This window comes from Streptomyces sp. SID13666 (assembly GCF_010548325.1).
In the GTDB taxonomy this organism is placed as follows: Bacteria; Actinomycetota; Actinomycetes; order Streptomycetales; family Streptomycetaceae; genus Actinacidiphila; species Actinacidiphila fildesensis.
Genome location: NZ_JAAGLX010000015.1, coordinates 67,257 through 88,356 on the forward strand (window position 1 = coordinate 67,257; position 21,100 = coordinate 88,356).

Annotated in this window: 19 protein-coding genes; 12 read left to right on the forward strand and 7 right to left on the reverse strand. The window is 68.4% G+C overall.

The features are described 5' to 3' along the window. Positions 1-11 precede the first annotated feature (11 nt). From G3I60_RS20695 to G3I60_RS20715, 5 genes are all read left to right on the forward strand, one after another. The gene (locus tag G3I60_RS20695) at positions 12-659 is read left to right on the forward strand and encodes an SGNH/GDSL hydrolase family protein (protein ID WP_164294465.1); all 648 of its coding nucleotides are present in this window, start codon (positions 12-14) and stop codon (positions 657-659) included. A gap of 235 nt (positions 660-894) precedes the next feature. Further along, entirely contained in the window at positions 895-1,428 is a 534-nt protein-coding gene (locus G3I60_RS20700) for a MarR family winged helix-turn-helix transcriptional regulator (RefSeq protein ID WP_138355327.1), read from the forward strand. A gap of 288 nt (positions 1,429-1,716) precedes the next feature. Then, positions 1,717-2,127 carry a DUF3291 domain-containing protein gene (locus tag G3I60_RS20705; RefSeq protein ID WP_164294467.1) on the forward strand — a complete coding sequence of 137 codons (411 nt, stop codon included), beginning with the start codon at positions 1,717-1,719 and terminating at the stop codon, positions 2,125-2,127. A 349-nt stretch (positions 2,128-2,476) separates the two neighbouring features. Further along, complete coding sequence (locus G3I60_RS20710) at positions 2,477-2,989, forward strand: tetratricopeptide repeat protein (protein ID WP_198358676.1); 513 nt, start codon at positions 2,477-2,479, stop codon at positions 2,987-2,989. Positions 2,990-3,802: 813 nt separating this feature from the next. Next, positions 3,803-4,687, forward strand: coding sequence for a GNAT family N-acetyltransferase (locus tag G3I60_RS20715; protein ID WP_164294468.1), 885 nt, complete (start codon positions 3,803-3,805; stop codon positions 4,685-4,687). A 464-nt stretch (positions 4,688-5,151) separates the two neighbouring features. On the opposite strand, the gene G3I60_RS20720 is transcribed toward G3I60_RS20715, so the two are convergent. Beyond that, positions 5,152-5,889 carry a VOC family protein gene (locus tag G3I60_RS20720; RefSeq protein WP_164294469.1) on the reverse strand — a complete coding sequence of 246 codons (738 nt, stop codon included), beginning with the start codon at positions 5,887-5,889 and terminating at the stop codon, positions 5,152-5,154. Positions 5,890-6,245: 356 nt separating this feature from the next. On the opposite strand from G3I60_RS20720, the gene G3I60_RS20725 reads away from it, so the two are divergent. Next, the gene (locus G3I60_RS20725) at positions 6,246-7,196 is read left to right on the forward strand and encodes an ISL3 family transposase (protein ID WP_239070049.1); all 951 of its coding nucleotides are present in this window, start codon (positions 6,246-6,248) and stop codon (positions 7,194-7,196) included. A gap of 147 nt (positions 7,197-7,343) precedes the next feature. After that, complete coding sequence (locus tag G3I60_RS20730) at positions 7,344-7,760, forward strand: hypothetical protein (protein WP_164294471.1); 417 nt, start codon at positions 7,344-7,346, stop codon at positions 7,758-7,760. A 164-nt stretch (positions 7,761-7,924) separates the two neighbouring features. Here G3I60_RS20730 and G3I60_RS20735 read toward each other — a convergent pair whose 3' ends face one another. The 4 genes from G3I60_RS20735 to lanKC form a co-directional block, all read right to left on the reverse strand. Continuing rightward, entirely contained in the window at positions 7,925-8,650 is a 726-nt protein-coding gene (locus G3I60_RS20735) for a PIG-L deacetylase family protein (RefSeq protein WP_164294472.1), read from the reverse strand. Between the two features lie 242 nt (positions 8,651-8,892). Then, on the reverse strand, positions 8,893-9,390 hold the full coding sequence (locus G3I60_RS20740; protein ID WP_164294473.1) for a pyridoxamine 5'-phosphate oxidase family protein: 498 nt from the start codon (positions 9,388-9,390) through the stop codon (positions 8,893-8,895). A 464-nt stretch (positions 9,391-9,854) separates the two neighbouring features. Further along, positions 9,855-9,983: a hypothetical protein gene (locus G3I60_RS46450; RefSeq protein ID WP_269287099.1), complete on the reverse strand. Its 129-nt coding sequence runs from the start codon at positions 9,981-9,983 to the stop codon at positions 9,855-9,857. Between the two features lie 12 nt (positions 9,984-9,995). Further along, positions 9,996-12,596, reverse strand: a complete 2,601-nt coding sequence (lanKC, locus tag G3I60_RS20745) for a class III lanthionine synthetase LanKC (protein WP_164294474.1) — start codon at positions 12,594-12,596, stop codon at positions 9,996-9,998. A 1,152-nt stretch (positions 12,597-13,748) separates the two neighbouring features. Between lanKC and G3I60_RS20750 the strand changes: the two genes are divergently transcribed. After that, a complete protein-coding gene (locus G3I60_RS20750; RefSeq protein ID WP_164294475.1) occupies positions 13,749-14,099 on the forward strand; it encodes a hypothetical protein in 351 nt (116 codons plus the stop codon). 417 nt (positions 14,100-14,516) lie between these two features. Here the strand turns inward: G3I60_RS20750 and G3I60_RS20755 are convergent, their stop codons facing one another. Next, entirely contained in the window at positions 14,517-15,272 is a 756-nt protein-coding gene (locus G3I60_RS20755) for an NAD(P)-binding domain-containing protein (RefSeq protein WP_343241104.1), read from the reverse strand. Beyond that, a complete protein-coding gene (locus G3I60_RS20760) occupies positions 15,193-16,005 on the reverse strand; it encodes an inositol monophosphatase family protein (protein ID WP_138355338.1) in 813 nt (270 codons plus the stop codon). Before G3I60_RS20760 ends, G3I60_RS20755 begins: the two co-directional genes overlap by 80 nt. A gap of 123 nt (positions 16,006-16,128) precedes the next feature. On the opposite strand from G3I60_RS20760, the gene G3I60_RS20765 reads away from it, so the two are divergent. From G3I60_RS20765 to G3I60_RS20780, 4 genes are all read left to right on the forward strand, one after another. Continuing rightward, on the forward strand, positions 16,129-17,061 hold the full coding sequence (locus G3I60_RS20765) for a LysR family transcriptional regulator (protein ID WP_164294477.1): 933 nt from the start codon (positions 16,129-16,131) through the stop codon (positions 17,059-17,061). An 863-nt stretch (positions 17,062-17,924) separates the two neighbouring features. After that, positions 17,925-19,280, forward strand: a complete 1,356-nt coding sequence (locus G3I60_RS20770) for a radical SAM protein (RefSeq protein ID WP_164294478.1) — start codon at positions 17,925-17,927, stop codon at positions 19,278-19,280. Next, entirely contained in the window at positions 19,277-20,293 is a 1,017-nt protein-coding gene (locus tag G3I60_RS20775) for an aminotransferase class I/II-fold pyridoxal phosphate-dependent enzyme (protein WP_164607612.1), read from the forward strand. The genes G3I60_RS20770 and G3I60_RS20775 overlap by 4 nt, the downstream gene beginning before the upstream one ends. Then, a complete protein-coding gene (locus G3I60_RS20780) occupies positions 20,290-21,099 on the forward strand; it encodes a class I SAM-dependent methyltransferase (RefSeq protein WP_164294480.1) in 810 nt (269 codons plus the stop codon). Before G3I60_RS20775 ends, G3I60_RS20780 begins: the two co-directional genes overlap by 4 nt. The last annotated feature ends 1 nt before the right edge of the window (position 21,100 follow it).

Here is a 21,100-nt window from a genome sequence, read left to right on the forward strand (position 1 = left end):
GGACGGCAGACATGCACCTCAAGGACGACGACACGCTCTTGTTCATCGGGGACTCCATCACCGACGCGGGCCGCGACCGTGCGGATCCCGCATCGCTCGGCCAGGGATACGTCCGCGAGATCGCGCGGACTTTGCGCGAGCGGGCGCACGACGGACCGGGCCCCCGCATCCTCAACAGGGGGATCAACGGTCATCGCGTGTATGACCTCGCATCCCGCTGGAACACTGACGTCATCGACCACCGGCCCACCGTCGTCACGGTCAAGATCGGCATCAACGACACCTGGCGACGCTACGACCGAAACCTCCCCAGTCCGGTCGACGAGTTCGAGGCGTGCCTCGACCGCCTGCTCGCGGACACCGCGAGCAAGCTGTCCGCACAGCTGGTCGTCATCACTCCGTTCCTGCTCCCGGTCGGGCCGGACCAGGAACGCTGGTTCGAGGACCTGTCGCCGCGTACCGACGCCGTCCTGCGGGCAGCTGTGAACAACGGAGCCCAAGTGGTCCGCGCAGACCTTGTCCTGCTCCGCGCGGCGCAGGACCGGGAGCCGGCGGAGCTGGCCCCGGACGGCGTCCACCCGACCCCTCTGGGGCACCGGTTGATCGCCGACGCCTGGCTCGCCGAGGTCGCTCCCACGACCCCGCACGGGCGGCGGTAGCACCGCCCCAGAAGAGACTGCCCCGAACCCTGCACGCCGGCTGGGGCCCAGGGACGGCGGGGTGATCGTGATTCGGCATCAGGCCGCAGGGTGTCACCTATGAGGGCAGGCGCGGTGATCGCGGGCGGTGACTCGGCGCCCATGAAAGGCACTTCGACGTTCAAATAATTGACGTTGAGGAGCGTGCGTCACGGTGGTAATCTCACGTCGAACATTTCAACGTTGAGGAGTCCTCGTGGAGCGTGACGCCGTCGACCTCATCGTGGAACAGTGGGCTCGCGTCCGCCCCGACCTCGACGCGTCCCCCGTGAACGTTCTCGGCCGCCTGTCACGGGTGACCCGTATCGTCGAGCGCGAGTTCCAAGCGCTCTTCAGCGAATTCGGGCTGCAGATGGGCGAGTTCGACGTCCTCGGGACCCTCCTCCGCGCCGGCCCACCCGGCGGCATGACCGCGGGGGAACTGACCCGCCACTCGATGAAGACAGCCGGTGCCATCACCAACCGGCTCGACCGGCTCGTTGCCAAGGGCTACGTCACACGCGACCTCGACCCCGCCAACCGGCGTACGGTCATCGTCGCCCTCACCCCCGCCGGCCGCGAGCTCATCGACCGTGTCATCGGCGCCCACCTCGACAACTCACGGCGCATCCTCGCCGCGCTCGATCCGCACCGGCAAGGCGACCTCGCCGCTACCCTGCGCACCCTGCTGATCAGCCTTGGTGATCAGGCGAATGACACGAGCGACGTCCGCCTGGCGGGCGAGGCTTGAGTCACTGGCCCCCGAGCAGTCCGTTCCGCCAGGGCATCCCCGCCGCTTCCCTTCTCGCCCTCGAACCTGGCCGCAATCGCACGGCGATGGGGACTGAACATTCCATTCCGGGTCCGTGGGCGGCGACTCTCTCACCGCCAGCAACCGGGACCGGGCCGGACCAAGACCTCGCGGCGGTCCGCTCCGGCGACACCTTCGTCATCCCCAACTCGACCGGCTCGTCCGCTCCTTCCCTGACATCATCAGATTGCCCCGGCAAGCACGACGCCACTACCGAGGAGTACTTCAATGCCCACCTTGCGCTGGACCACCCCCAACTCTCCCGAAGGCCACGAATCCGCGCTGATCATGGCGTCGCGATTCGAGGTCCGGAGCCTTAAGGACGTGCCGCGGTTCTTCCTCAACTCGCCGGCGGCGTGGCGCCAGGTCCGCAAAGCTCCAGGCTGCTTCGGCGCCTCGCTCGTCGCCCGGCCCGTCAAGCGGACGTTCCAGACACTGTCCGCATGGGAGAGCCGTGAGCAGCTCATGACGTTCGTTCAGATGGAGCCGCACCGCTCCATCATGAAGGCGATGCGCTCCACGATGAGCGATTCCACGTTCGTGTTCTGGGACGCCTCCGTCGCGGATCTCCCGATCAGTTGGGCCGAGGCCGAACGACGACTCGACGAAATGGCGACCAAGGAAGCCCAGGAGCGCTGACCAGCTGATGCGTCCTGTTCGCAGCCACGTCCACTGACCGTCCGCACAAGATCGTCCAGCAACGCCGTTGGCGGTCTCGGGCGCGGCCAGCTACGGCAGGCACTGCGCACGGACGAGCTGACTCAGCTCGAGGCGGTGTCATCGGGCTGACCGAAGTGGCAAATGCGACCCCGGAGGACGCCGGACGCGCTCCCGACCTGGCCGGGCGCGGACTGCGCGCCCACAACCCTGCCCAAAGCCAACTCGCCGGGGCACTGCCTGACAGAAGCCGGCAGAACACGTCCAACTGTCTGCGGACGAGGCTGCGATAGGGTCAGTTGATCACTCGTACACATGGGGGGCTGCAGTAGTGACGACCGACGTGACACCCGAACTGGCCGAGGCGATCCAGCGTGGCTACGACCAGCGCGACCGGGCGAACATGGCGCCGACGATCGCGTACTTCCAGGCGCTGCTCGCCGAACACCCCGACCACCCAGTCCTCGTATACGAGGTGGGTGGCGCCTACGACACCGCGGGCCTGGAAGAGACCGCCCGCGGCTACTACGAGCGGGCCCTCGCCCTCGGCCTCGACGGTGACGCCCTGCGCCGGTGCCTGTGCCAGTACGCCAGCACCCTGAGGTGGCTGGGCGAGCTGGACACGTCGCTCGTGGTGCTCGACCGCGCCCGCAGGGAGTTCCCCGACTCCGACTCCGTACGCGTCTTCCGCGCCCTGACCCTCAACGATGCCCAGCGGCCGGACGAGGCGGTGGCCGAGTTGCTCACCGTCGTCACCGGGCACGCCGAGGTCACCGACCTCGGGCGGTGGGCGGTCGGGCTGAGCGGCCTCGCCCAATGGCTCGCCGACGGCCGCCCCGAATAGGAAGCGTCCCCCTGCGCAAGGCCGGCGGGATGCTGAGCGGGCGCGAAGGTGCCGGTTTCGAGGAGTCAGGGCCCGCCGCCTGGCCCGCCCCCTGCCACAGGGCCAGCAGGCACCCATCTGTCTCGCTGCCTGACCTGATGCCCCGCTGCCGTCCACCTCACCGTCCATCGGCGCCCAACCGAACGGCAACCGGCAGAGCACAGCTCGCCGTCTGGGGCGTTTCGTGGCCAGCACCCTGCTGACCGAGCGCTGGAGAGCCGCACGCCAAGCCAGCGCGCCGCCGCCCCTGCCCCGCCCCGGCCGACTTCACGCAGGAGACACTCGACTTGGGCTGACCCTACGACAGCGAGGCCGGACAGGATCCGAACGGCGGCTTACCCACCTCGTCCCCGCGCGCTGAAGTGGTGCCCGCCCTGACGGATGTCCCGGCCGGGCTCGCGAGGGAGGAACTGGTGGAGACCTTCGAGACGGGGGAAACGGTCGTTCGGCGTGACGTACACCGCTCCGGGCGGGTGTGGAGTGAACAGGCGCTACGGGTCCTCGCCGACACGGGCGAGGCGCTGGTGACCGCGTGCCCGCCCGGGGCTCAGGCCCGCTGGCCCACCCCGGGCCGGGCCCTTCGCCGACGCCGACCAGTGGGCGGCCTGGCGCTGGAACCCCGCCTGGCCGCCGCCATGTCTGCCCCAGTGCGAGGGAGCCATCGAGCACGGAGCACGGATCGACTGGCACCACCCCAACCGGTGGGCGCGTTGCACCGCACGACGCACCGCCCCCACCTGGACAAAAGGGATCCACCCGGCCAGGGTCGTATCCGTGAGCACCCCTCTTGGCGTCACGCTGCGCCCGTACACCCCGGCTGATCAGACCGCTGTTCTCCACTTGATCAACGCCGACCGCCTCCCTGGCCAGCCGCCGACCACTCCCGCGATGCTCCATCAGGCGCTGCAGGGCCGCTCGCCGGTAGATGCGCAGTGGTGGGCCGCACTGGACCAGCCCACCACCGAGGTGGTCGTGGAGGACACCGGGGCCGTCTTCGGCGTGGTGTCCTACGCCGTCCGGCCCAAGGACGACACGGGGGTGATCCTGTGGCTGCATTGCGGGGAGGCCGCCCGGACCGCCGACCTGCTGATCCGGCGCGCGGTCGCCGCACTGGCGCCGCGCCCGGTCCAGGCGTTCCAGATCGCCTCCGCGCTGTCTCTGGGGCTGGAGGCGTTGCCGGTCCGGAACCGTGCGGTCACCGATGAGGCGTTGCGGCGGGCGGGGTTCACCGGCGAGCGGCTGTGGCGGTACCTGCGCGCCGCACTGCCCACCCCCGGCCTGCCTCACGCCGCCCACGTTCACATCGGCCCCGCCGACGACACGGGCAAGAACGCCCGACGGCTGGAGATCCGCAACGGCCCCGACGTGGTCGCGGAGGCTGTGGTGGGCCCGCCGGTCCACGGCATCGGCGTCCTGTGGCGGATCGAAGTGGCCCCATCCGCACGCGGCCAAGGGCTGGGGCGCGCCCTGTTGGGCTCCGCCCTGGACGTCCTGACCGGGCTGGGCGCCACCGAGGTGATCCTGTACGTCGACGACGACGCTCCTGCCGGAGACGACCGAGACCGCACCGCAGCGAACCGCCTCTACGATTCAGCAGGATTCATCGAGATCGACCAACTCCACTCCTACACGCTCGCACCCACTGGGCATCCGCGTTGAGGTCTCTCCGCATGGCATCCCGAAGAGACTGGTATGCCTCGTCGTACCGCTGCCGGCCCGTGACGTACTCGTCGCTGTCCCGGCCGCATCCGTCGGCGACCACGTCGCGCAGGTCGCGGAGCCGGCGGAATGTGTCATCCGCCGGCCCGACGATGTAGCGAGGCGCGCAGATCGATACTTCGTAGCGCAGGGCTGTGCATGCTTCGAAGGATTCCCACACGGCACGCCTGCGCCGCTGCGGATATGGGTCTGGCTCGCGCACGGCAACGCGACAGGTGTGCCGGGTCTGTGCCAGGGCCGCCAGGTAGGAGTCGTAGAGGGAGCGGCGGCCCGCTCGTGGCCTTCCTGGCGTCCACTGACGCGCGCTGGATCACCCGGGGACACCATCCCCCTCACCGGCGGCATGCGCTGACGCCACGCGGACCTCGCCGCTGAACCGAAACGGCCGGAGCCGTTGCTCAAGGTCAGCGAGGGGAGAGGAGGCAGAACTCGTTGCCTTCCGGATCGGCCAGAACCGTCCAGGAGATTGCGGACCGGTCGATACCAGGGTCGGTGGCGCCCAGAGCGCGCAGTCGGGCTTCCTCTGCTCCCAGGTCGTCACCGGGGTAGGGGCACACGTCGAGGTGGACGCGGTTCCACACGCTCTTGGTATCGGGGGTGCGGAGGAACTCCAGGTAGGGCCCGACGCCCTTGGCGGAACGCATGGTCGCATGGTCGTCGGTGACCTCGAGCAGCGTCCAGTCCATCGTCTCGCCCCAGAACCGGGCCATCCCTCGTGGGTCGGTGCAGTCGACCACCACCGCGGCGATCGGCCCGGTGTCCTGGTAGATCGGACGGGGCTCCAGGACGCAGAACTCGTTGCCTTCCGGGTCGGCCATGACCGTCCAGGGGACGTCACCCTGACCCACGTCGGCGAGCGTCGCGCCGAGATCCTTCAGGCGCGCGACCAACTCCGCCTGATGGGCGGTCGAGGTGGTGGCCAGATCAAGGTGCACCCGGTTCTTCACCGTTTTGGGTTCCGGGCGGGCGACGATGTCGATGCAGACGGCCACGGGGTCGGGGTAGACGAAGCCCACGGGTTCGAGGTTGGTCACGCCAGGTCCCTCGCTGTCGACACCCCAACCGAGTGCCTCCGCCCAGAACCGGCCGAGCACGGAGTCGTCCTGGGCCTTCATATTAATCTGTACGAGTCTTGTTGCCATGTCTCAGATCCTAGAAGCTGCCGCTCGACCGCCGTGATCCGACATGTGCTCGACCCGGTAGTGACCATGGTCGCCTCTTTCTGTGTCGCCGCGACCAGCCTGCAGGAGTTCCTCGAACGGATCGGCCAACGGTTCGCGAACCAGCCCGGATCATCGGCCGAGGCGCAGAACCGGCATCCCGTCCCCTTGAGGCGATCTCGGTCGTCGGATGACGTCATTTCTGGTGGACATCCGGAGCACACAAGATCGCCCCCTGCTGCCCAAACCCTTGACCAATCGCTGCTACTTCACGGGTTCTGGCTCAGGTTCTGCGCTCTGTCGCTATTTTGGGGGTGGTTGGGCATCAATTCTGTGTGATGGGTGGGGTCCGCATCGCGGACGTTCTGCTGCCCGGTGCCGAGGTTCAGATCGATCGAGTGATACTCACGGAGACGGAGGTCCGGCTCGCCGTAAGGTCTCAGGCCGCGTCGGCAGCATGTCCCGACTGTGGACGGAGATCCGCGAGGGTGCACTGCTACTACCCGCGGACTCTGGCGGATCGTCCGGTGGCAGGCAAGCGTGTACGACTTGAACTTCAGGCCCGCCGACTCCTGTGTGACAACGATCAGTGTGACCGCCGCACTTTCACCGAGCAGATACCGGCCCTGACGCGTCGGTACGCACGCCGCACGGACGCTCTCACCGCCCAGCTCGCCGACCTGGCCCTGTTCCTGGGCGGCAGGGCAGGAGCACGCCTGTCCGAACGCATGTCCATCGGCACCTGCAAGGACACCCTGCTCCGGCTCATCCGCGCCCTGCCACTCCCGTCCTCGGCCCATGTCCCGCTTCTTGGTGTCGACGAGTTCGCCCTGCGGCGCGGGCGGACCTACGCAACGATCCTCATCGACATGTCCACCCACCTCCCGATCGACGTTCTCGCCGATCGCGGCGCGAACACCTTCGCATCATGGATGCGGAACCATCCCGAAGTGCGGATCATCTGCCGCGACCGTGCCGGTTCATTCCGTGACGGAGCCCAGGCGGGCGCCCCGCAGGCCCAGCAGGTGGCCGACGCCTGGCACCTCTTGCACAATCTGGCCGAAGCAGTCGAACGCGTTGTAGGCCGACACCGTGCCGACCTGCGAGAACCTCTCACCTACCATCACGATCAGACTGAAGACAGCCGGCCTCAGGAGAACCCAGACCACACGGAACTGGACATCCGTGGACGGCCACGGCCTCTGGTCACCCGCACCCGTGAACGCCACCAGCAAATCCACGAACGCATCGAGCGCGGTGACACCTTCGCGCGATCGCACGACACGTGAACGGAGCCGGCCGTGCCTGTTACAGGACAGTGACACCGCGTCGACAACGCATTCGCGTGACGGAACATCTCTTCTGGTGAGAACCACACCAATGGCATTTGTCTTGCCTTTGTGTGACAACCGACAGCTTCACTGGAGGGGCCCACCATGATCGTCACTAAGCGGAACTCCCTGCGTATCGCCGTAGTCAGCGGCATCGCGGCAGCCTCCGTCGCTCTGGCAGGCACCGCCGCGATGGCCGCGACTCCGGCCACGGCCAGCACCTCCGTCGCGCAGAAGTCACTCGCCGCCAAGGCCACCATCAGTGCGAAGCCGTCGGTGGGCTCCGTCAAGGCGTGGCAGCTGTTCCGTGTCACCGGCACGACGACCGGCCTCAAGGCGGGCACCAAGGTGACCTTGCAGCAGAGGCAGGGCAGCAAGTGGGTCACGCTGCCCGCCTCCGTCCCCGTCGCGCGCAACGGCGCCTACTCGCTGGGCGTCAAGCTCGGCCTCAAGGGCAAGAACAGCCTGCGCATCGTCAGTGGGAACACGGCCTCCCCCGTCTTCAACGTGACGGTGCGCTAGTCCCCGGTGATCGACCTCGACTGTGCCCCGGCGCCGGATGCGCGCCGGGGCACAGTCACGTGCGGCAGGCGTGGAGCGGGTGGTCTGCGGCTATGGGACGTTCCAGGCGGAGATGACGGGCTGCTCGTCCTCGATGGCAGGGCAAACGCTCCTTGATCCGGCAACTAGCGGGGGTAGACCTGGAACGTCACCGCTGGAACGCCCCCGAAGCGTGGGGCGGCCATGTCGAGCATGCCCTGGAGGAAGGACTGGGCGTAGTCCTTCGGGGACTGGTCGGAGAGCGCCGTGATGTACGCCCGGTGCTCCGCCAGTGAAGCCACCGCCCGCTCCGCTCCCGACGGCGTGGCCTCCACCGCGTGCGTGGCCTGGGGGGACCCGGCCACAGCCACCCACCGCACGCCGTCCCACGGCGCGTCCGGCAGGTCGGGGAAGATCCAGCGGTTGCCCGCGTCGCCCGCCGCGTCGAGCGTGGCGCGGCCGACGATTCGGTGGTCGGGGGAGTTCCAGGCCGTGCCGCCCCAAGTGTCGTGGTGGTTGAGCGTGATGAGCAGCTCGGGCCGGTGCCTGCGCACCGCCGCGGCCAGGTCGCGGCGCAGTTCGAGGCCGTCCTGGATGACGCCGTCTGGGTGGTCGAGGAATTCCACCGCCGTGACACCGACCACGGCCGCGCTGGCCCGCTGTTCGGCCTCGCGGATCCGGGCCGACTCCTTTGGCTCGAGGCTGTCGATCCCGGCCTCGCCGCGGGTGACCAGCAGATAGGTGATCTCGCGTCCCGCTGCGGTCCACTGGGCGATCGCCGCGGCGGCTCCGTACTCCAGGTCGTCGGGGTGGGCGACGATGGCCAGTGCGCGTTGCCAGTCATCGGGCATGGGTGTCAGTTGGTCCGTCATTTCCGCCACGTTAGGGCCTGTCCGGTCGAGTTGGAACCGGGATTGTGCCGCGGTGGTGCGGCGAGCCGCGATGTGCGGAGCCCGATGTGAGGGCCGGCAGCCGGTAGCGGAAGAGAGGACGCCGGTCGCTGCTCGAAACGAGCAGCATCGCAGGCGTTCGGATTCTTCGATGGAGCGGAGCCTCGGCCCATTTCCTGATCTCGTACCGCAGAACTGCCACGCGTTTTGCGAAGGCGGTGATCTCAGGCGCACTGACGTTCGGCGCGCTGTCGGATCAGCTCCTCGACGGCGGTGGGCAGGGTGGTTTCGAAGTCGATGAGTTTCGCCCAGGTCGGGGTGATGACGATGCGGACCATGCCGTCGTAGAGGGAGCGGACCTCGGCCTCCCACTCGGTGCGCTGCTCGGGTGTCATCGCGTAGCTGCCGTTCATCTGGAGGTACTCCTCCGGGATGCCGTCGACGACGTCCAGCTCGGCGCGCCCGCGCAGGAGCAGGATCTTCGGTGGGTGGACCTCGGTGTCGATGGTCAGGGCAACGATCGGGTTCTCGCGCAGTGCGGGCAGTTTCGCGGCGTTCTTCGTGGTGCACAGGACGATCTGCGAGCCGTTCCAGGTGAACGCGATCGGGATACTGCGCGGGGTGCCGTCCGTGGCGACGTAGGCCAGCCGGGTCAGGTCGCGGGCCAGCAGATCCTGGCTGATCGGGCGGTTCAGGATCTCGGTGATCTGGGTCGGCTGCATGGTGATCGCTCCTTCGTCGAGGTCGTGGAGCGGCCGGTTCGCGGCCTCTCGTGCCCCTGGGACGGAGCCGGCCGCACGTTCTCGACATCCCAGGCGCACGAATTCTCCTGGAGGCGGCCGCGCAGGAGTACGCCGTCTGCGGTCAGAGCCTGGGGGAGGCGTACTGTCGATGCGTGCCGCTCCGTCGGTTCAGCGCGCGCCGCTGGCAGGCCCAGGGCCACAGCGATGTGGGAACGGCGCCGCCGCATCGCCGCGGACGGCGGTGCCCGCCTGCTCGTGGACCTGGCCGAACTGGTCCGCCCACAGGTCATGACAGATACCGCCGGGATCACGGCGGACCTGGCGGACCACGGCCGTACGGGCACGCCCGACGCTGGAAGCCGGTGTGCCCGGTGCATGCTGCCCGATGCGCTGTTGATGGAGGAAGGAGCGGACCGTCGGGCATGCCGACGGTCCGCCACCGATCACATGGTTGTGGTGGTCGGGTTGGTCCACAGGCTTTCGTGGATGCTGAAGCAGGGGGGCCAGAAGGCCCCTTCCTGTTCGGCGTCGACCTCGACGGTGAGTTCCTGCAGAGCGAGAATCTGGTTCATACCGGCGTTCCTTCACTTTCGAGAGGGGACCTCAGGGTGGATGGGATGCCCGTGGTCCAAGGTGAACAACTCGTCCTCGGGGCCGTGCAGGACACGTTGCAGTGCCAGAAGCACTCCTGCGGCGCCCCAAGTCAGGTCGGCGGTGCATCGCATGCCGCCCGCGCCGAGGTAGCGGACACCCTGGCCATGGGGCTGGGCGTGTTTCAGCAGTCCGGTGGCGACCCGTACGGCGGCTTCACGGTCGTCCGGTCGGCCGGTCAGTTCGGCGTGCTCGGCGAGAAAGTAGGTCAGCCCGGCCAGTCCTGTGGACCAGCCCGGTTCCATGGCGCAGGTCTTCCGGGCATCGGCGACGAGCAGCGGCAGTGCCGCGACGCAGCGGTCGTCCGGCGAGGTCGCCACATAGCGGGTGAGGACCGTGGCCACGCCCGCCGAGCCGACGGACAGGTAGGGCATGGCACGCCTGATCACGGCATTGTCGGCGAAGGACAGGCCTCCGTCGGGCAAATGGAGCGCGCGGTCGAGTTCTTCGTGGATCAGGTGACGGCCTGCTGTGAGGTAGGAGGTCCGACCTGTTGCGTCGGCCAGTTGGTGCAGGAAGAGGGCAAGGCCGGAGCGGCCGTGGAACAGCCCTCTGGCGTCGTGGTCGCCGAGGGTCGGCACCAGGTCGGTGGTGCGCACGATCGCGTCTCCGGCTGCCGCGGCCAGCTCCAGGTGCCGGTTGTCGCGTGTGCGCCGGTGCAGGGCCAGCCAGCTCAGGCCGATTCCGGCCCGGCCGTCGGCCAGTGTGGTGCAGGTGCGGGTCAGGGGATGGTTCTCGGCGGTCTGCAGGAGTTCGGTCGCCTCGTCCAGGCGGCCGAGCTGCGCCAGGACCCGGGCGATGCCTGCTGATCCCGCGTTCAGGCCGGGTGGCAGTTCATCGCGCAGTGCCAGGGAGTCGACCAGTAATCGCTTCTCGATCTCCTCAGGGATGGGCACGCCCGCCCGGTGCAGGGCGTGTACCACCCCCGAGGTTCCGTAGGCAACGCAGACGGTGTTGGTGTGGAATGCCTGGGGTGAGGGTGGGAAGACCCAGTCGGATCGACGGGTGTCGGCCGCATCGAGCAGTCCGATGGCTACCCTCGCGGCGAGATCGGCGAGGCAGCCTTCGGGATCGGCGTCCACGTCGGACGGGTCGGGCAATGCCGCGGAACTGCCGCTGTCCGTACGCTGGAAGGCGGTCGCGCGAGCCCACAAGTCCGCCGGCACTGCCGCAGTGGCCGTCAGATCACGTCGCAACAGCGCGAGTTGGGACGATTGACGCTCCGCTGCTCCTTGGAGGGGTGGAGCGAAGAGGGACAGCGTGAGTGCGGCCATGGCGTACCGGTCGTGCAGGAGCGGGTCCGTGTCGGCGTCGGCGAGGCCGCGGGGGAGGGTGAACCCGGGGGTGCCCATGGCGGCCGCCGGCTGAGTCAGCGGTGTGGCGGCCTCGAAATCGATGAGTCTGGCCCGCAGGTCGGCGGTGACGATGACGTTGGCGGGACTGAGGTCCCCGAAGCGGTAGCCCCGGGAGTGAAGGTGGGAAAGGGACTCGTCCAGGCTGCGCAGGATTCGGCGGCAGGCCTTGAAGTAGCTCGCGGAGTCGCGGTTGGGCCACTCGGCCTTGGTGGTGGGTGAGTTCCGGGCCACCCAATGGTGCAGCGAGATGCCGTCGATGAACTCTGTGACCAGGAAGTCGTGTTCCCACTCGGTGAAGTGGTCCAGGGGCTGCGGGCATACCCCGGGGGCCGCCGCGTGGAGGGCGGTGAGGACGTCGTATTCGCGGCGCAGTCTCTGCCGCGCGCTGACGCCGTCCCAGGTATAGCCGTTGTGGGCGCGTGCTTCCTTGATGAAGACAGCGCGTCCGGTGCGGCGGTCCACCGCCTGATATGCCCCTCCGGCGTTGCTGGGCTGCAGTACCTTGGCGATCTCGTAGTGGCGGATGACGATCGGCCCGGAGTGCGGTGCGGGCTCCTGGGCGACGAAGGGATCGGTGACGCCGTCGGGAAGGATGAACGCGGGTCGGCGTTGGTCCGGCACGTCGCGTCCGAAGCCGTCACGGATGACCGGTTCTCTGCTGCCGTCCAGGCGTAGCCGGCTGCGGTGGCTGAACGCGCCGTAGCGGTAGTGGACGGTCCGAGAATCCCGGTAGCGGCGGTCGGACAGGATGTACGGGCCCTCCTCGCCTTCCAGCGCGGCCGAAAGGACGGCCAGGAGGCGGTGGGCCGTCTCGGTGTCCTGCGGGTAGAGGGCGCAGAACTTGCCGGCCTGTGCACGGTCCGCGTGCTTGTGGTGCAGTGCCAGGAAGAACTTCTGGGCGCTGACGTGCTTGAACGGCACCCGCTCAGCGAAGCAGGTATGTGCTACAGCGTCGAGGACGTCCTGTGTGCGGTCCAGGCGCGCGGACACGTGGATCTTCCAGCCTTGAGCGGCCCGTCGGAGAGAGGGGTGGCTCCACGCCGTCCAGATGTCCTTGCCGGTGCTCAGCCATCCATCGGCCACCTGCGCAGGGGCGAGCCGCTGTCCGGTGTCGCTGATGGTTGCCAGCGGGGCGTAGAACTCCTGACTCGCAAGCGCCATACCGATGGCGTCGAGCAACGGATCCTCCTGAGGGTCGAACGAAGGTGGGCAGAGTGGCGGGTGGGAAGGATCTTTGGGAACCAGTGGCATGTCGTTCAGTGGTATGTCGTCCCAGGCCGAAGCACCCGGGCCGGAAGTGTGACGTCGTGTGCTCGATGCCGGGTCGCGGATCGGACGGCACCAGGCACGTCGGCTGCACGACGTCGGGGAAAGGGGCGTCGACAGCGGGAGGACAGCCCTGCAGCTTTCTGCGATCACCCTCCTCACCACCCACCGGCCCTCCGCCGGCACCGAGGGATTGCGGCGCGCGCCGCAAGCCGGGAACGCAGACGCGCGAGGATCACTGTGCCGGAGCAGGCGCCGACAGCGCATCCGTGAAAGCCCGTAGCCCCGCACGTAGACGGCGGGCCGGCCGGTCGAAGGTCGTCCCCCGTATCCCGCAGGGTTGCGCGCGGCCGGAGAGAAAGCCGGCCATCATCTGTCCGGACGCCGACTTCGAGCCCTCGCAGAACCAAGCGTGCCCGCATAGCCTTCCGCTTCGCCGCCGCCAAACCATTGGACGAACTCTCCGGGAGCGCCGTCCCAGCACCGAATCGCGCCCTGGTGGCCGTCAGCGTCGACGTCGAGATCGGCGACGGAGACGCTGGGGGAACCGGAGTGCACCGGTACCTGCTGCGGCTTCCTGACCGCGAACGTGCAGCGGTTCGGGGAGATCGTGCAGTGGTCGGACCGGGAGGTTCCGTGGGAGTCTCACACCGCCGAGCCGCCGCACCCTCCGCCGGAGCTCCACTTCGACGCGGTTCAGTACGACGCCGAAGTTGCTTGCGCTGAGGGCCCGCGTGTACGGCCCGCGGTGATGATCCACGGCCGTCCGGACCTGCGGATCGGGCTGAGGAAAGCCAGCGACGACAGGTCGCCACCGTGGTCCGTACTCTGCCTCCGGGCAGTTCCTTGGAAGACGCTCGCACGGGGTGGATACCGCGGCGGGTGGGGTCGTTGATGCGGGGGGACGGCCGAAGGTCAGCGCATGGCTGTGGGGCTCGTGGGTAGGCAGGGGGACCAACGATTGCACTTGGCCGCCGGCACGGTGAAACTGCGGCGGCGGACCTCGTGAGGAGTTTCAGCGGCGGACCCCTGCGGGTGGAGGGTGGCGGGGCCTACTGTGCCGTCATGAAGACTTCCGGCAAGAAGAAGCCCATTTCCGAGGATCTGAAGGTGCTGGATGCCGACTTGGCCGTGGCCGCTGACATGATCGCCGGCAATGCGGCCACCAGTCTGCGCGACGGCCGCTGGGTGGATCTGGTCGTGGACTTGGTCGAGGCCAACCGGCGTACTCAGATCAGCCTGCACGAAGCGGTCGAGAAGGCGCTCGCGCACGGTCAGAGCTTCGAGTCCCTGGCAGCTGGATCCCATCTGTCGGCCGAGTATCTGCAGGAGGCGTACGAGCAGTTCGATCGTGCGGCGGTGGCACGACCTGGTCCCGATAAGGACGGCCGGGAGCCGTGGCGGGTCCTGGGTTGAGGGCCGTACCGTCGAAGGGCGTCCGAAAGCCAGCCCTCCCGTGGCGGGGGACGCCCGTGTCGTACGGCATGTTCAGAGGGCTAACAGTTCGTCCGGCGTAGGAGCAGGGTGACGCATCCGAGTGTGCCCCGGTAGCCGTGGAGCCAGGTGTGGCGGTGTTCGGCCGCTGCCTTGAGGGCTTCTCCGTTGTCGGGGTGCTCGGGGTGGTCCAGGGCCCACTGGGAGAGGCTTCCGGTCCAGGACCACTCGTAGTCGTCCCATACCTGGAGGGTGCTGACGTGTCGATCCGTTGACGGTCCATGGCGGCATCCTGCCCCTGCCTGCCGCGTGGGTCTCACGGTTTTTGGCAGGTGGTGGGGGACGCGCAGGGGCGGGAAGCGGATCGTTCAGGCTGGTGGATGGGGGTGGTGCGTGCTGTCAGCGTGTCAGGGAGACGGCGAAGGGCTGGAATCCATGGCGTCGCACGATGTGGGGGACCAGCAGGATGAGGGCTTCTGTGGCGCGGGCGGTAGTGATGCCGCCGAGGTTCTCGATCCATTCCGGCTGCCAGCCGAGGTCGCCGAGCAGGGCTCCGACGGTCTTCTTGGCGTGGTCGTCCTCGCCGGACAGGTAGACCGTTGGCGGTGTGGCCAGCGTATGTGGCGACGTCATGACCATGAAGAGCATGGTGTTGAGGGTCTTGACGACCCGGGTGTCGGGTAGGGCCTGCTGGAGGTGTTCGGCCAGGCTGCTGCCGGGGTAGACGAGGTCTCCCGGCAGTCCGTCGGCGGCATCGTGGGTGGCGTTGGAGACGTCGATGAGGATTTTGTCGGCGAGTTCGGTGCGCAGTTCCGTCAGTCGTTCCAGCGCGCTGTCGCCCGGGGTCGCGTTGATCACGATGTCGGCGGCGCGCGCGGTGGCGCGCTGGTCGGCGAACCGGATCGAGGGGTCCATGCCTGCCTCCTTGCCCGCTGCTGCCGCGTCGGGGGTGCGGTGGCCGAGGATGACGGTGTGTCCGGCGGCGGCGAGGGCAGAGGCGAGGTTGCTGCCGACGCGCCCGGTGCCGAGAATGCCGATGGTGCTCATGGGGGACTCCTTGTGGTGGGAGGGCTGATCAGGCGAGCGGGGCGAGGACCGTGACGGCGGCGGCGTGAAGGCCGGGGGCCGCGGCCAGGAAATCAGGGCTGGCCAGATTCCAGGGCGCGCCGCTGATGTCGGTGACGGTGCCGCCGGCCTCGATGGCCAGAAGGGCGCCGGCCACCAGTCCGGAGCGGACGTCGGAGAACTGCCAGAAGGCGTCCATCCGTCCGGCGGCGAGGTGGATGAGTTGCAAGGTGGCGGGGACCGAGACCCGGACGACCAGGCCGTTGATCAGCATCGCGGTGACGGATTCGCCGATCTTGCGGAAGGTGTCGGCGTCCTCGCCGGGCTTGGCCTGGCCAGTGCCGACCAGGGCCGCGCCCAGGTCGGTCTTGGCCGACGCGCGCAGCACGGCGCCGTTGAGGTGGGCGCCCCTTCCCGCGATCGCGGTGTAGGTGTCGCCGGTCAGCGGAAGGTGGACCACGGTCAGGACCGGCTGGTTGTCGCGCACCAAGGTGGCGGTGACCGCCCAGTCGGGCATGCCGTGGACGTGGTTGATGTTGCCTTCGGCGGGATCGACGATCCACCACTCGCCGTCTGGCAGCGCCCCGCCGGCCAGTTCGTCCTCGGCCCACTGCGAGCCCGGCCTGGCCAGGAGCAGCGGCTCCCGCATGACTTTCAGGACCGCGTCGTCGTTGGCGTAGATCTCCTTCACGATCTCGTCGAGAGCCGTTCCGCGAGCGTGCGTGGTGAAGCGGTCGAGCAGTGTGTCGCCTGCGGTTCGAACGATGGAAGTGACCGTGGCCAACAGGGAGTTGTCGAGGTCGAAAGACGTGTCGAAGGACATGGGGTGCTCCTGAAGAGGAAGTGACCGAAGCGGCGATGGCCGCGGCTCTGGTGTCTGGTCTCGACCGTAGACCGACCACTGATTAACAACCAGTGCATGTTGGTCAGCTATATATTTACTCTCATGCACTTGGACTTGAACCTGCTCACGGCCTTGGACGCACTACTGGAAGAGGGCAGCGTGAGCGGCGCGGCGGCTCGCACCCATGTCACCGCCCCGGCGATGAGCCGCTCGCTGGGCCGTCTCCGCAAGGTCACCGGGGACCAGATCCTGGTCCGCTCCGGGCACACCATGGTCCCCACCACCTACGCTCTCGCCGTCCGAGCACAGGTCCACGACCTCGTGCAGCAGGCGCACGAGGTGCTGTCGCCGGACCGGGAGGTGGATCTGAGCACGCTCGAGCGCGTGTTCACGGTGCGCTGGCACGACGCCCTCGCCGACGCCTGCGGCCCGGCCCTGTTGGCAACGGTGCACCGCCAGGCCCCGGGCATCCGGCTGCGTTTCGTCGCCGAGCCCAGTGCCGACACCCCGGACCTGCGCCGGGGCGATGTGGACCTGGAGTCCGGCACCGGCACGCCCGCGGCGCCCGACGTCCGCCACCGGCAGATCGGGCAGGACCGCCTCGTCGTCGCGGTACGCCCAGGTCACCCCTTGGCCGGAGCACCGCTGACCGTCGAACGCTACGTTGCGGCCGAGCATGTCACCGTCTCGCGTCGTGGACGGCTGCGCGACCCGGTCGACGATGTCCTGGCCAGCCTCGGAATGGAGCGTGTGGTCGTCGCTGCGGCCCCAACAGCATCAACCGCCCTACGACTTGTCCACGGCACTGACCTGGTCGTATCCGTCCCCGAGGCCAGTACCCGAGCGGCGCGACGACAACTGGGCCTGCTGGCGCTGCCAGCCCCCATGCAACTGCCGCCGATCGGGCTCTACCTGGCCTGGCACCGGCGCCATGACAACGACCGGGCCCACACCTGGCTCCGCGAACAGGCCCAAACGGTCCTGCAAGCCCTGTTCGCGGAACCGACCACACCGGAATGGCAACCGACCCGATGAGCGGCGCTCGCGGCAATACGGAATCCACCGGACACGCGGTACGTGCCCCCCGGCCACGGCTCCCCTCTGCAGCAGACACGGCTGAGAGGCCGGCGACCGCCTCGCCCTGCAGACCGGTGCCGACACGACCGGCACCGCAAGATGTTCCTTCTCCAGTACCACTTCGCGATGCTCCCCTGGAACGCGAGAACCGGATAGCAGGAACCCCTGCTGCGGCCGGCATACAGCCCGTGCATGCAGGTGCCCAGCCGTGGCAGGCCGGCTTCATGTTGATCCGAAAGGGCGATGCCGCGCAGGTGTCCTGAGGCCGTCCGTGCAGAACGGTGGCGGCCACGATGGCAGTATCCGCTTCTGAGGGTCCCCGGTGTCTCCGCGCGGACTCGTGCAGCGATCCGCCGGGTCGAAGACCGGCGGATGTGGCCCAACGCGGTCGCCCAGGCACTCTCGTGTTTCGAGTGGGCGGCGACGCGCTGGTGGTGGACCGGAATGCGGGAACGCTGACGGTCGCCGAGGTCGCCGCCCACTCCCTGGCTTCGGTGCCGAGGGCGATCAGCAGGTGAGACTTGCCGGGTGCCGGGTGCCGGGTGCCGGGTGCCGGTGCCAGAGTCGGAGTCGCGGATGAGGAAGAGCCGCAGGCTCTTCTTGGTCCATTCGCACTTGGCGAGGATACGGATCCGCGTAGGTCGCGATCACCGGGTCGTATCGGGTGTTGCGGCCAACCCGCATTGCCGTCCCCGACTGATAGCCCACAGTCAGTTCCTCGACCTCGCTGAGAGGTGTTCTGCCAGCGGGCCCCCTGCGGGTGGAGGGTGAAGGCGCCACATTGGCGGGAGTCTGGAGCGAGTTCCCACTGGGGCCTGTTCATGCATGATGACGGGATGAACCACAGCAATCAGCGCTTGCACGTCATCGTGCTGTCGAACTTCGCGAAGGGTTTCGACAAGTACGCGTTCACATACGGTAAGGCGGGGATTCCGGAGAGTACCTATCTCGACAGGTTCCACCTGCTCACCCGTGCGGAGTTGGGAATCGGCATCGCCAAGGCGCGACGCTTGCTGGACCGTCTGGCCATTCCCGGCGACCGGCTGCTGGTGCTGGAAACCACGGTGGACCCCGACAAGCTGGTGTCCAACGTGTCGACCGGCCTCGGCATGGAACTGCACGAGGATCGCATCCGGTTGTCAGAAGTCCACGAGCTCGACCAAGTAGGCGACGAGTTCACTCTGCGCCCGACAACCGTCGAGGATGCGATGGCGGCCTCACTGCACCTGCACGGATCGGCACAGCGTCGATACGCCGACACGCGACCGCGCTCGGTTTCGCTTCTGCCGGTCGCCTCCGCCTGCCAAGCCCGGTGTTCGTTCTGCTTCTCCTCGGCTTCGATCTCCAGCGACCAAGCGCCGGCACGGGTCCCGTGGGACGCGGTCGCCCACTGGCTGGAGCGCGCCCGTGCGGCGGGTGCCGAGCGTGCAGTGATCACCGGCGGCGGGGAGCCCACGCTCATACCGTTCGAACAGCAGCTGCGACTGGTGTCCGCCTGCTCGGCGGCCTTCCCGAAGGTCGTCCTGATCACCAACGCGCACACCCTGGCGAAGGGCCGGCACGCTGACCGGGCCGGCCGCCTCGCAGCCCTGAGCGCCGCAGGCCTGAGCGTGCTGGCGGTCTCCCGGCACCATCAGGACGACGCCGTCAGCGAGCGGCTGATGATGCTGCGCACGCCGGTGGCCTCTGTGATCGACACCTGGCGCGTGGAACGTGACCGCTGGCCGGGGCTGCGGATGAGGCTGATCTGCGTGCTCCAGCACGGCGGCGTCGCCGACGCGGCCGACGTCGCCGACTACCTTTCGTGGGCCGCGGCTCTCGGTGTCGAGGAAGTCTGCTTCAAAGAGCTCTACGTATCCACCAGCACCGAGTCGCTCTACTTCGACCGCGCCGCCAACGTCTGGAGCCGAGAGCACCAGGTTTCGCTGTCCATCGTCACCCGGTTCGCCGAGCGGCACGGCCTCGAACTGGAGAGCCGCCTGCCCTGGGGCGCGCCGGTCTACCACGGCAGCTGGGACGGACGGCCGATGCGGATCGCCGCTTACACCGAACCCAGCCTGCTCTGGGAACGCACCAACGGAATCGCACGCAGTTGGAACGTCATGGCCGACGGACGCTGCTACGCCTCCCTGGAAGACCGGGCCAGCGAGATCGTGCCGGAAGGTGCAACTGCATGAGGTTCGACGAGTTCCAGGAATTCCGGAAGCGGCAACTCAGTGCTTCCTCGTCGCTTCTGGACGCCACCGAGACCAACGTGTACCGGGCGCTTGCTCCGATGCGACCGGAACCACCGACCGACATGACTACGGTGTACCGGTGCGATCTCGCCCGTGCCTGGCTGCGGCGCTTCGAGCTGCCGGAAGAGTGGTCCGGCCACGCCATGGTCTGTCGAGGGGTCCGGCACGGGCTCGGCGTGGTGTTCCATTGGCTGCGTGCCGTGCAAGCGCGGTTGTGGCTGCCCAGCGACGTGTACCCGGTTTACTTCGAGCTGGCCCGCGCAGCGGGCCTGGCGCCCGCGTCCTACCCGACGCTACCGGCGCCGGCCCTGCCGAGGTCGCCGGCGGACGACCGGCCCGAATACCTGCTGCTCGCCAACCCCAGTAAGCCGCTCGGCCGATACCTGTCCGATGCCGAGTGTGACGCGGTGATTTCGTGGTTGCGGGTATCACCACTCCGCCGCCTGCTGATCGACAGCGTCTACGACCTGGGAGCCCCGTTCGCCGCCGCCACACGGCGATTGCTGGACACCGGTCGTGCGGTCCTGCTGCATTCGGTCACCAAGGGATGGCTGTGGCCCCGCACGTTCGGCGTGGTCCTGCTGGGTCCGGGGCAAGTCGAATGGGCCGAGGCGTTCCGGGCGGATCCGCCGACGTCGGCACAGCTGAGGCTCGCCGGCCGTCTGCTGACCGAGCACAGCGACGTGCCCCGGCAGGTCGTCGACGAACTGGCCGCACGGGCTGAGCGGCTGTTCGAACGGTTGCCGGACGAAGTGCTCGGGGCGATTCCCACGGCGAGCCGGACGTGTCCCGGCAACTACTTCTTCCCGGTGGAAATCCCAGCGCAGACGCTCCAGCGCGAGTGCGGCGTGCTTGCCATGCCGGTCAGTGTGTTCGGGGAGAGCAGTTGGTCCGGCTCCGTCCTGACCAGCCTTGCTGACGCTTTCGGCCCGACGCCGGCGGTGGCACGATGAGACCACTGCAGGACCTGGCCGTATACGACGATGCGGACTTCTACGATCAGGAGTTCGCCGCGCGGACCCACGACATCCCGTTCTTCCTCGGCCAAGCGGTCCGGGCGGGCGGTCCGGTCCTGGAGGTGGCCTGCGGAACCGGGCGCATCACCCTGCCGATCGCGCGGGCGGGTGTCGAGGTCACAGGGCTTGACATCATGCCCTCGATGCTCGCGCGTGCCCGTCAGCGGGCCGAGGACGAGCGACTGCCAGTCGAGTGGCTGGAACAGGACTGCCGAGACATCCGCTCCGACAGGCGCTTCGCCCTGGTGTTCTCGGCAACCAACGCGATGCAGCACCTGCACGACCTGGATTCCGTGGTCGCGTTCCTCACCTCGGCGCGAAACGTGCTGCGACCAGGAGGGACCCTGATCCTGGATGTGTTCAACCCCGACATGGCCAAGCTGTGCCGGCTCCCCGAGTCGCCCTACCACCACAAGTCGGTCGTGGACCGGGACGGGGCGAGGCTCGACGTGCGTGCGGCGACCAGCTACGACGCCGCCGCCCAAGTGCTGCGCTTCACGCTGGACTACCTTCGCGACGGCGTGTGCGTACGCACCAAGAAGGTCAGCATGCGCTGCTTCTTTCCCGAGGAACTCTCGGCGCTCTGCCGGCTGGCCGGTCTCGACGTCGCGCAGCGCTACGGAGACTACGATCAATCCCCGTTCACGAGCACCTCGCCGAAGCAGCTCCTGCTCTGCCGCTCCCGAACCGCCAACGGCCAGATCGGCGATCCGCCGTCGGTACCGGTCATGCCTCCGAGCTGAG

Coding starts and splice junctions, on each gene's coding strand:
- G3I60_RS20695 (WP_164294465.1), top strand. CDS start 12: ATGCACCTCAAGGACGACGACACGCTCTTGTTCATCGGGGACTCCATC.
- G3I60_RS20705 (WP_164294467.1), top strand. CDS start 1,717: ATGCCCACCTTGCGCTGGACCACCCCCAACTCTCCCGAAGGCCACGAA.
- G3I60_RS20720 (WP_164294469.1), bottom strand. CDS start 5,889: ATGGCAACAAGACTCGTACAGATTAATATGAAGGCCCAGGACGACTCC.
- G3I60_RS20725 (WP_239070049.1), top strand. CDS start 6,246: ATGGGTGGGGTCCGCATCGCGGACGTTCTGCTGCCCGGTGCCGAGGTT.
- G3I60_RS20730 (WP_164294471.1), top strand. CDS start 7,344: ATGATCGTCACTAAGCGGAACTCCCTGCGTATCGCCGTAGTCAGCGGC.
- G3I60_RS20735 (WP_164294472.1), bottom strand. CDS start 8,650: ATGACGGACCAACTGACACCCATGCCCGATGACTGGCAACGCGCACTG.
- G3I60_RS20740 (WP_164294473.1), bottom strand. CDS start 9,390: ATGCAGCCGACCCAGATCACCGAGATCCTGAACCGCCCGATCAGCCAG.
- G3I60_RS46450 (WP_269287099.1), bottom strand. CDS start 9,983: ATGAACCAGATTCTCGCTCTGCAGGAACTCACCGTCGAGGTCGACGCC.
- G3I60_RS20750 (WP_164294475.1), top strand. CDS start 13,749: ATGAAGACTTCCGGCAAGAAGAAGCCCATTTCCGAGGATCTGAAGGTG.
- G3I60_RS20760 (WP_138355338.1), bottom strand. CDS start 16,005: ATGTCCTTCGACACGTCTTTCGACCTCGACAACTCCCTGTTGGCCACG.
- G3I60_RS20765 (WP_164294477.1), top strand. CDS start 16,129: ATGCACTTGGACTTGAACCTGCTCACGGCCTTGGACGCACTACTGGAA.
- G3I60_RS20770 (WP_164294478.1), top strand. CDS start 17,925: ATGCATGATGACGGGATGAACCACAGCAATCAGCGCTTGCACGTCATC.
- G3I60_RS20775 (WP_164607612.1), top strand. CDS start 19,277: ATGAGGTTCGACGAGTTCCAGGAATTCCGGAAGCGGCAACTCAGTGCT.
- G3I60_RS20780 (WP_164294480.1), top strand. CDS start 20,290: ATGAGACCACTGCAGGACCTGGCCGTATACGACGATGCGGACTTCTAC.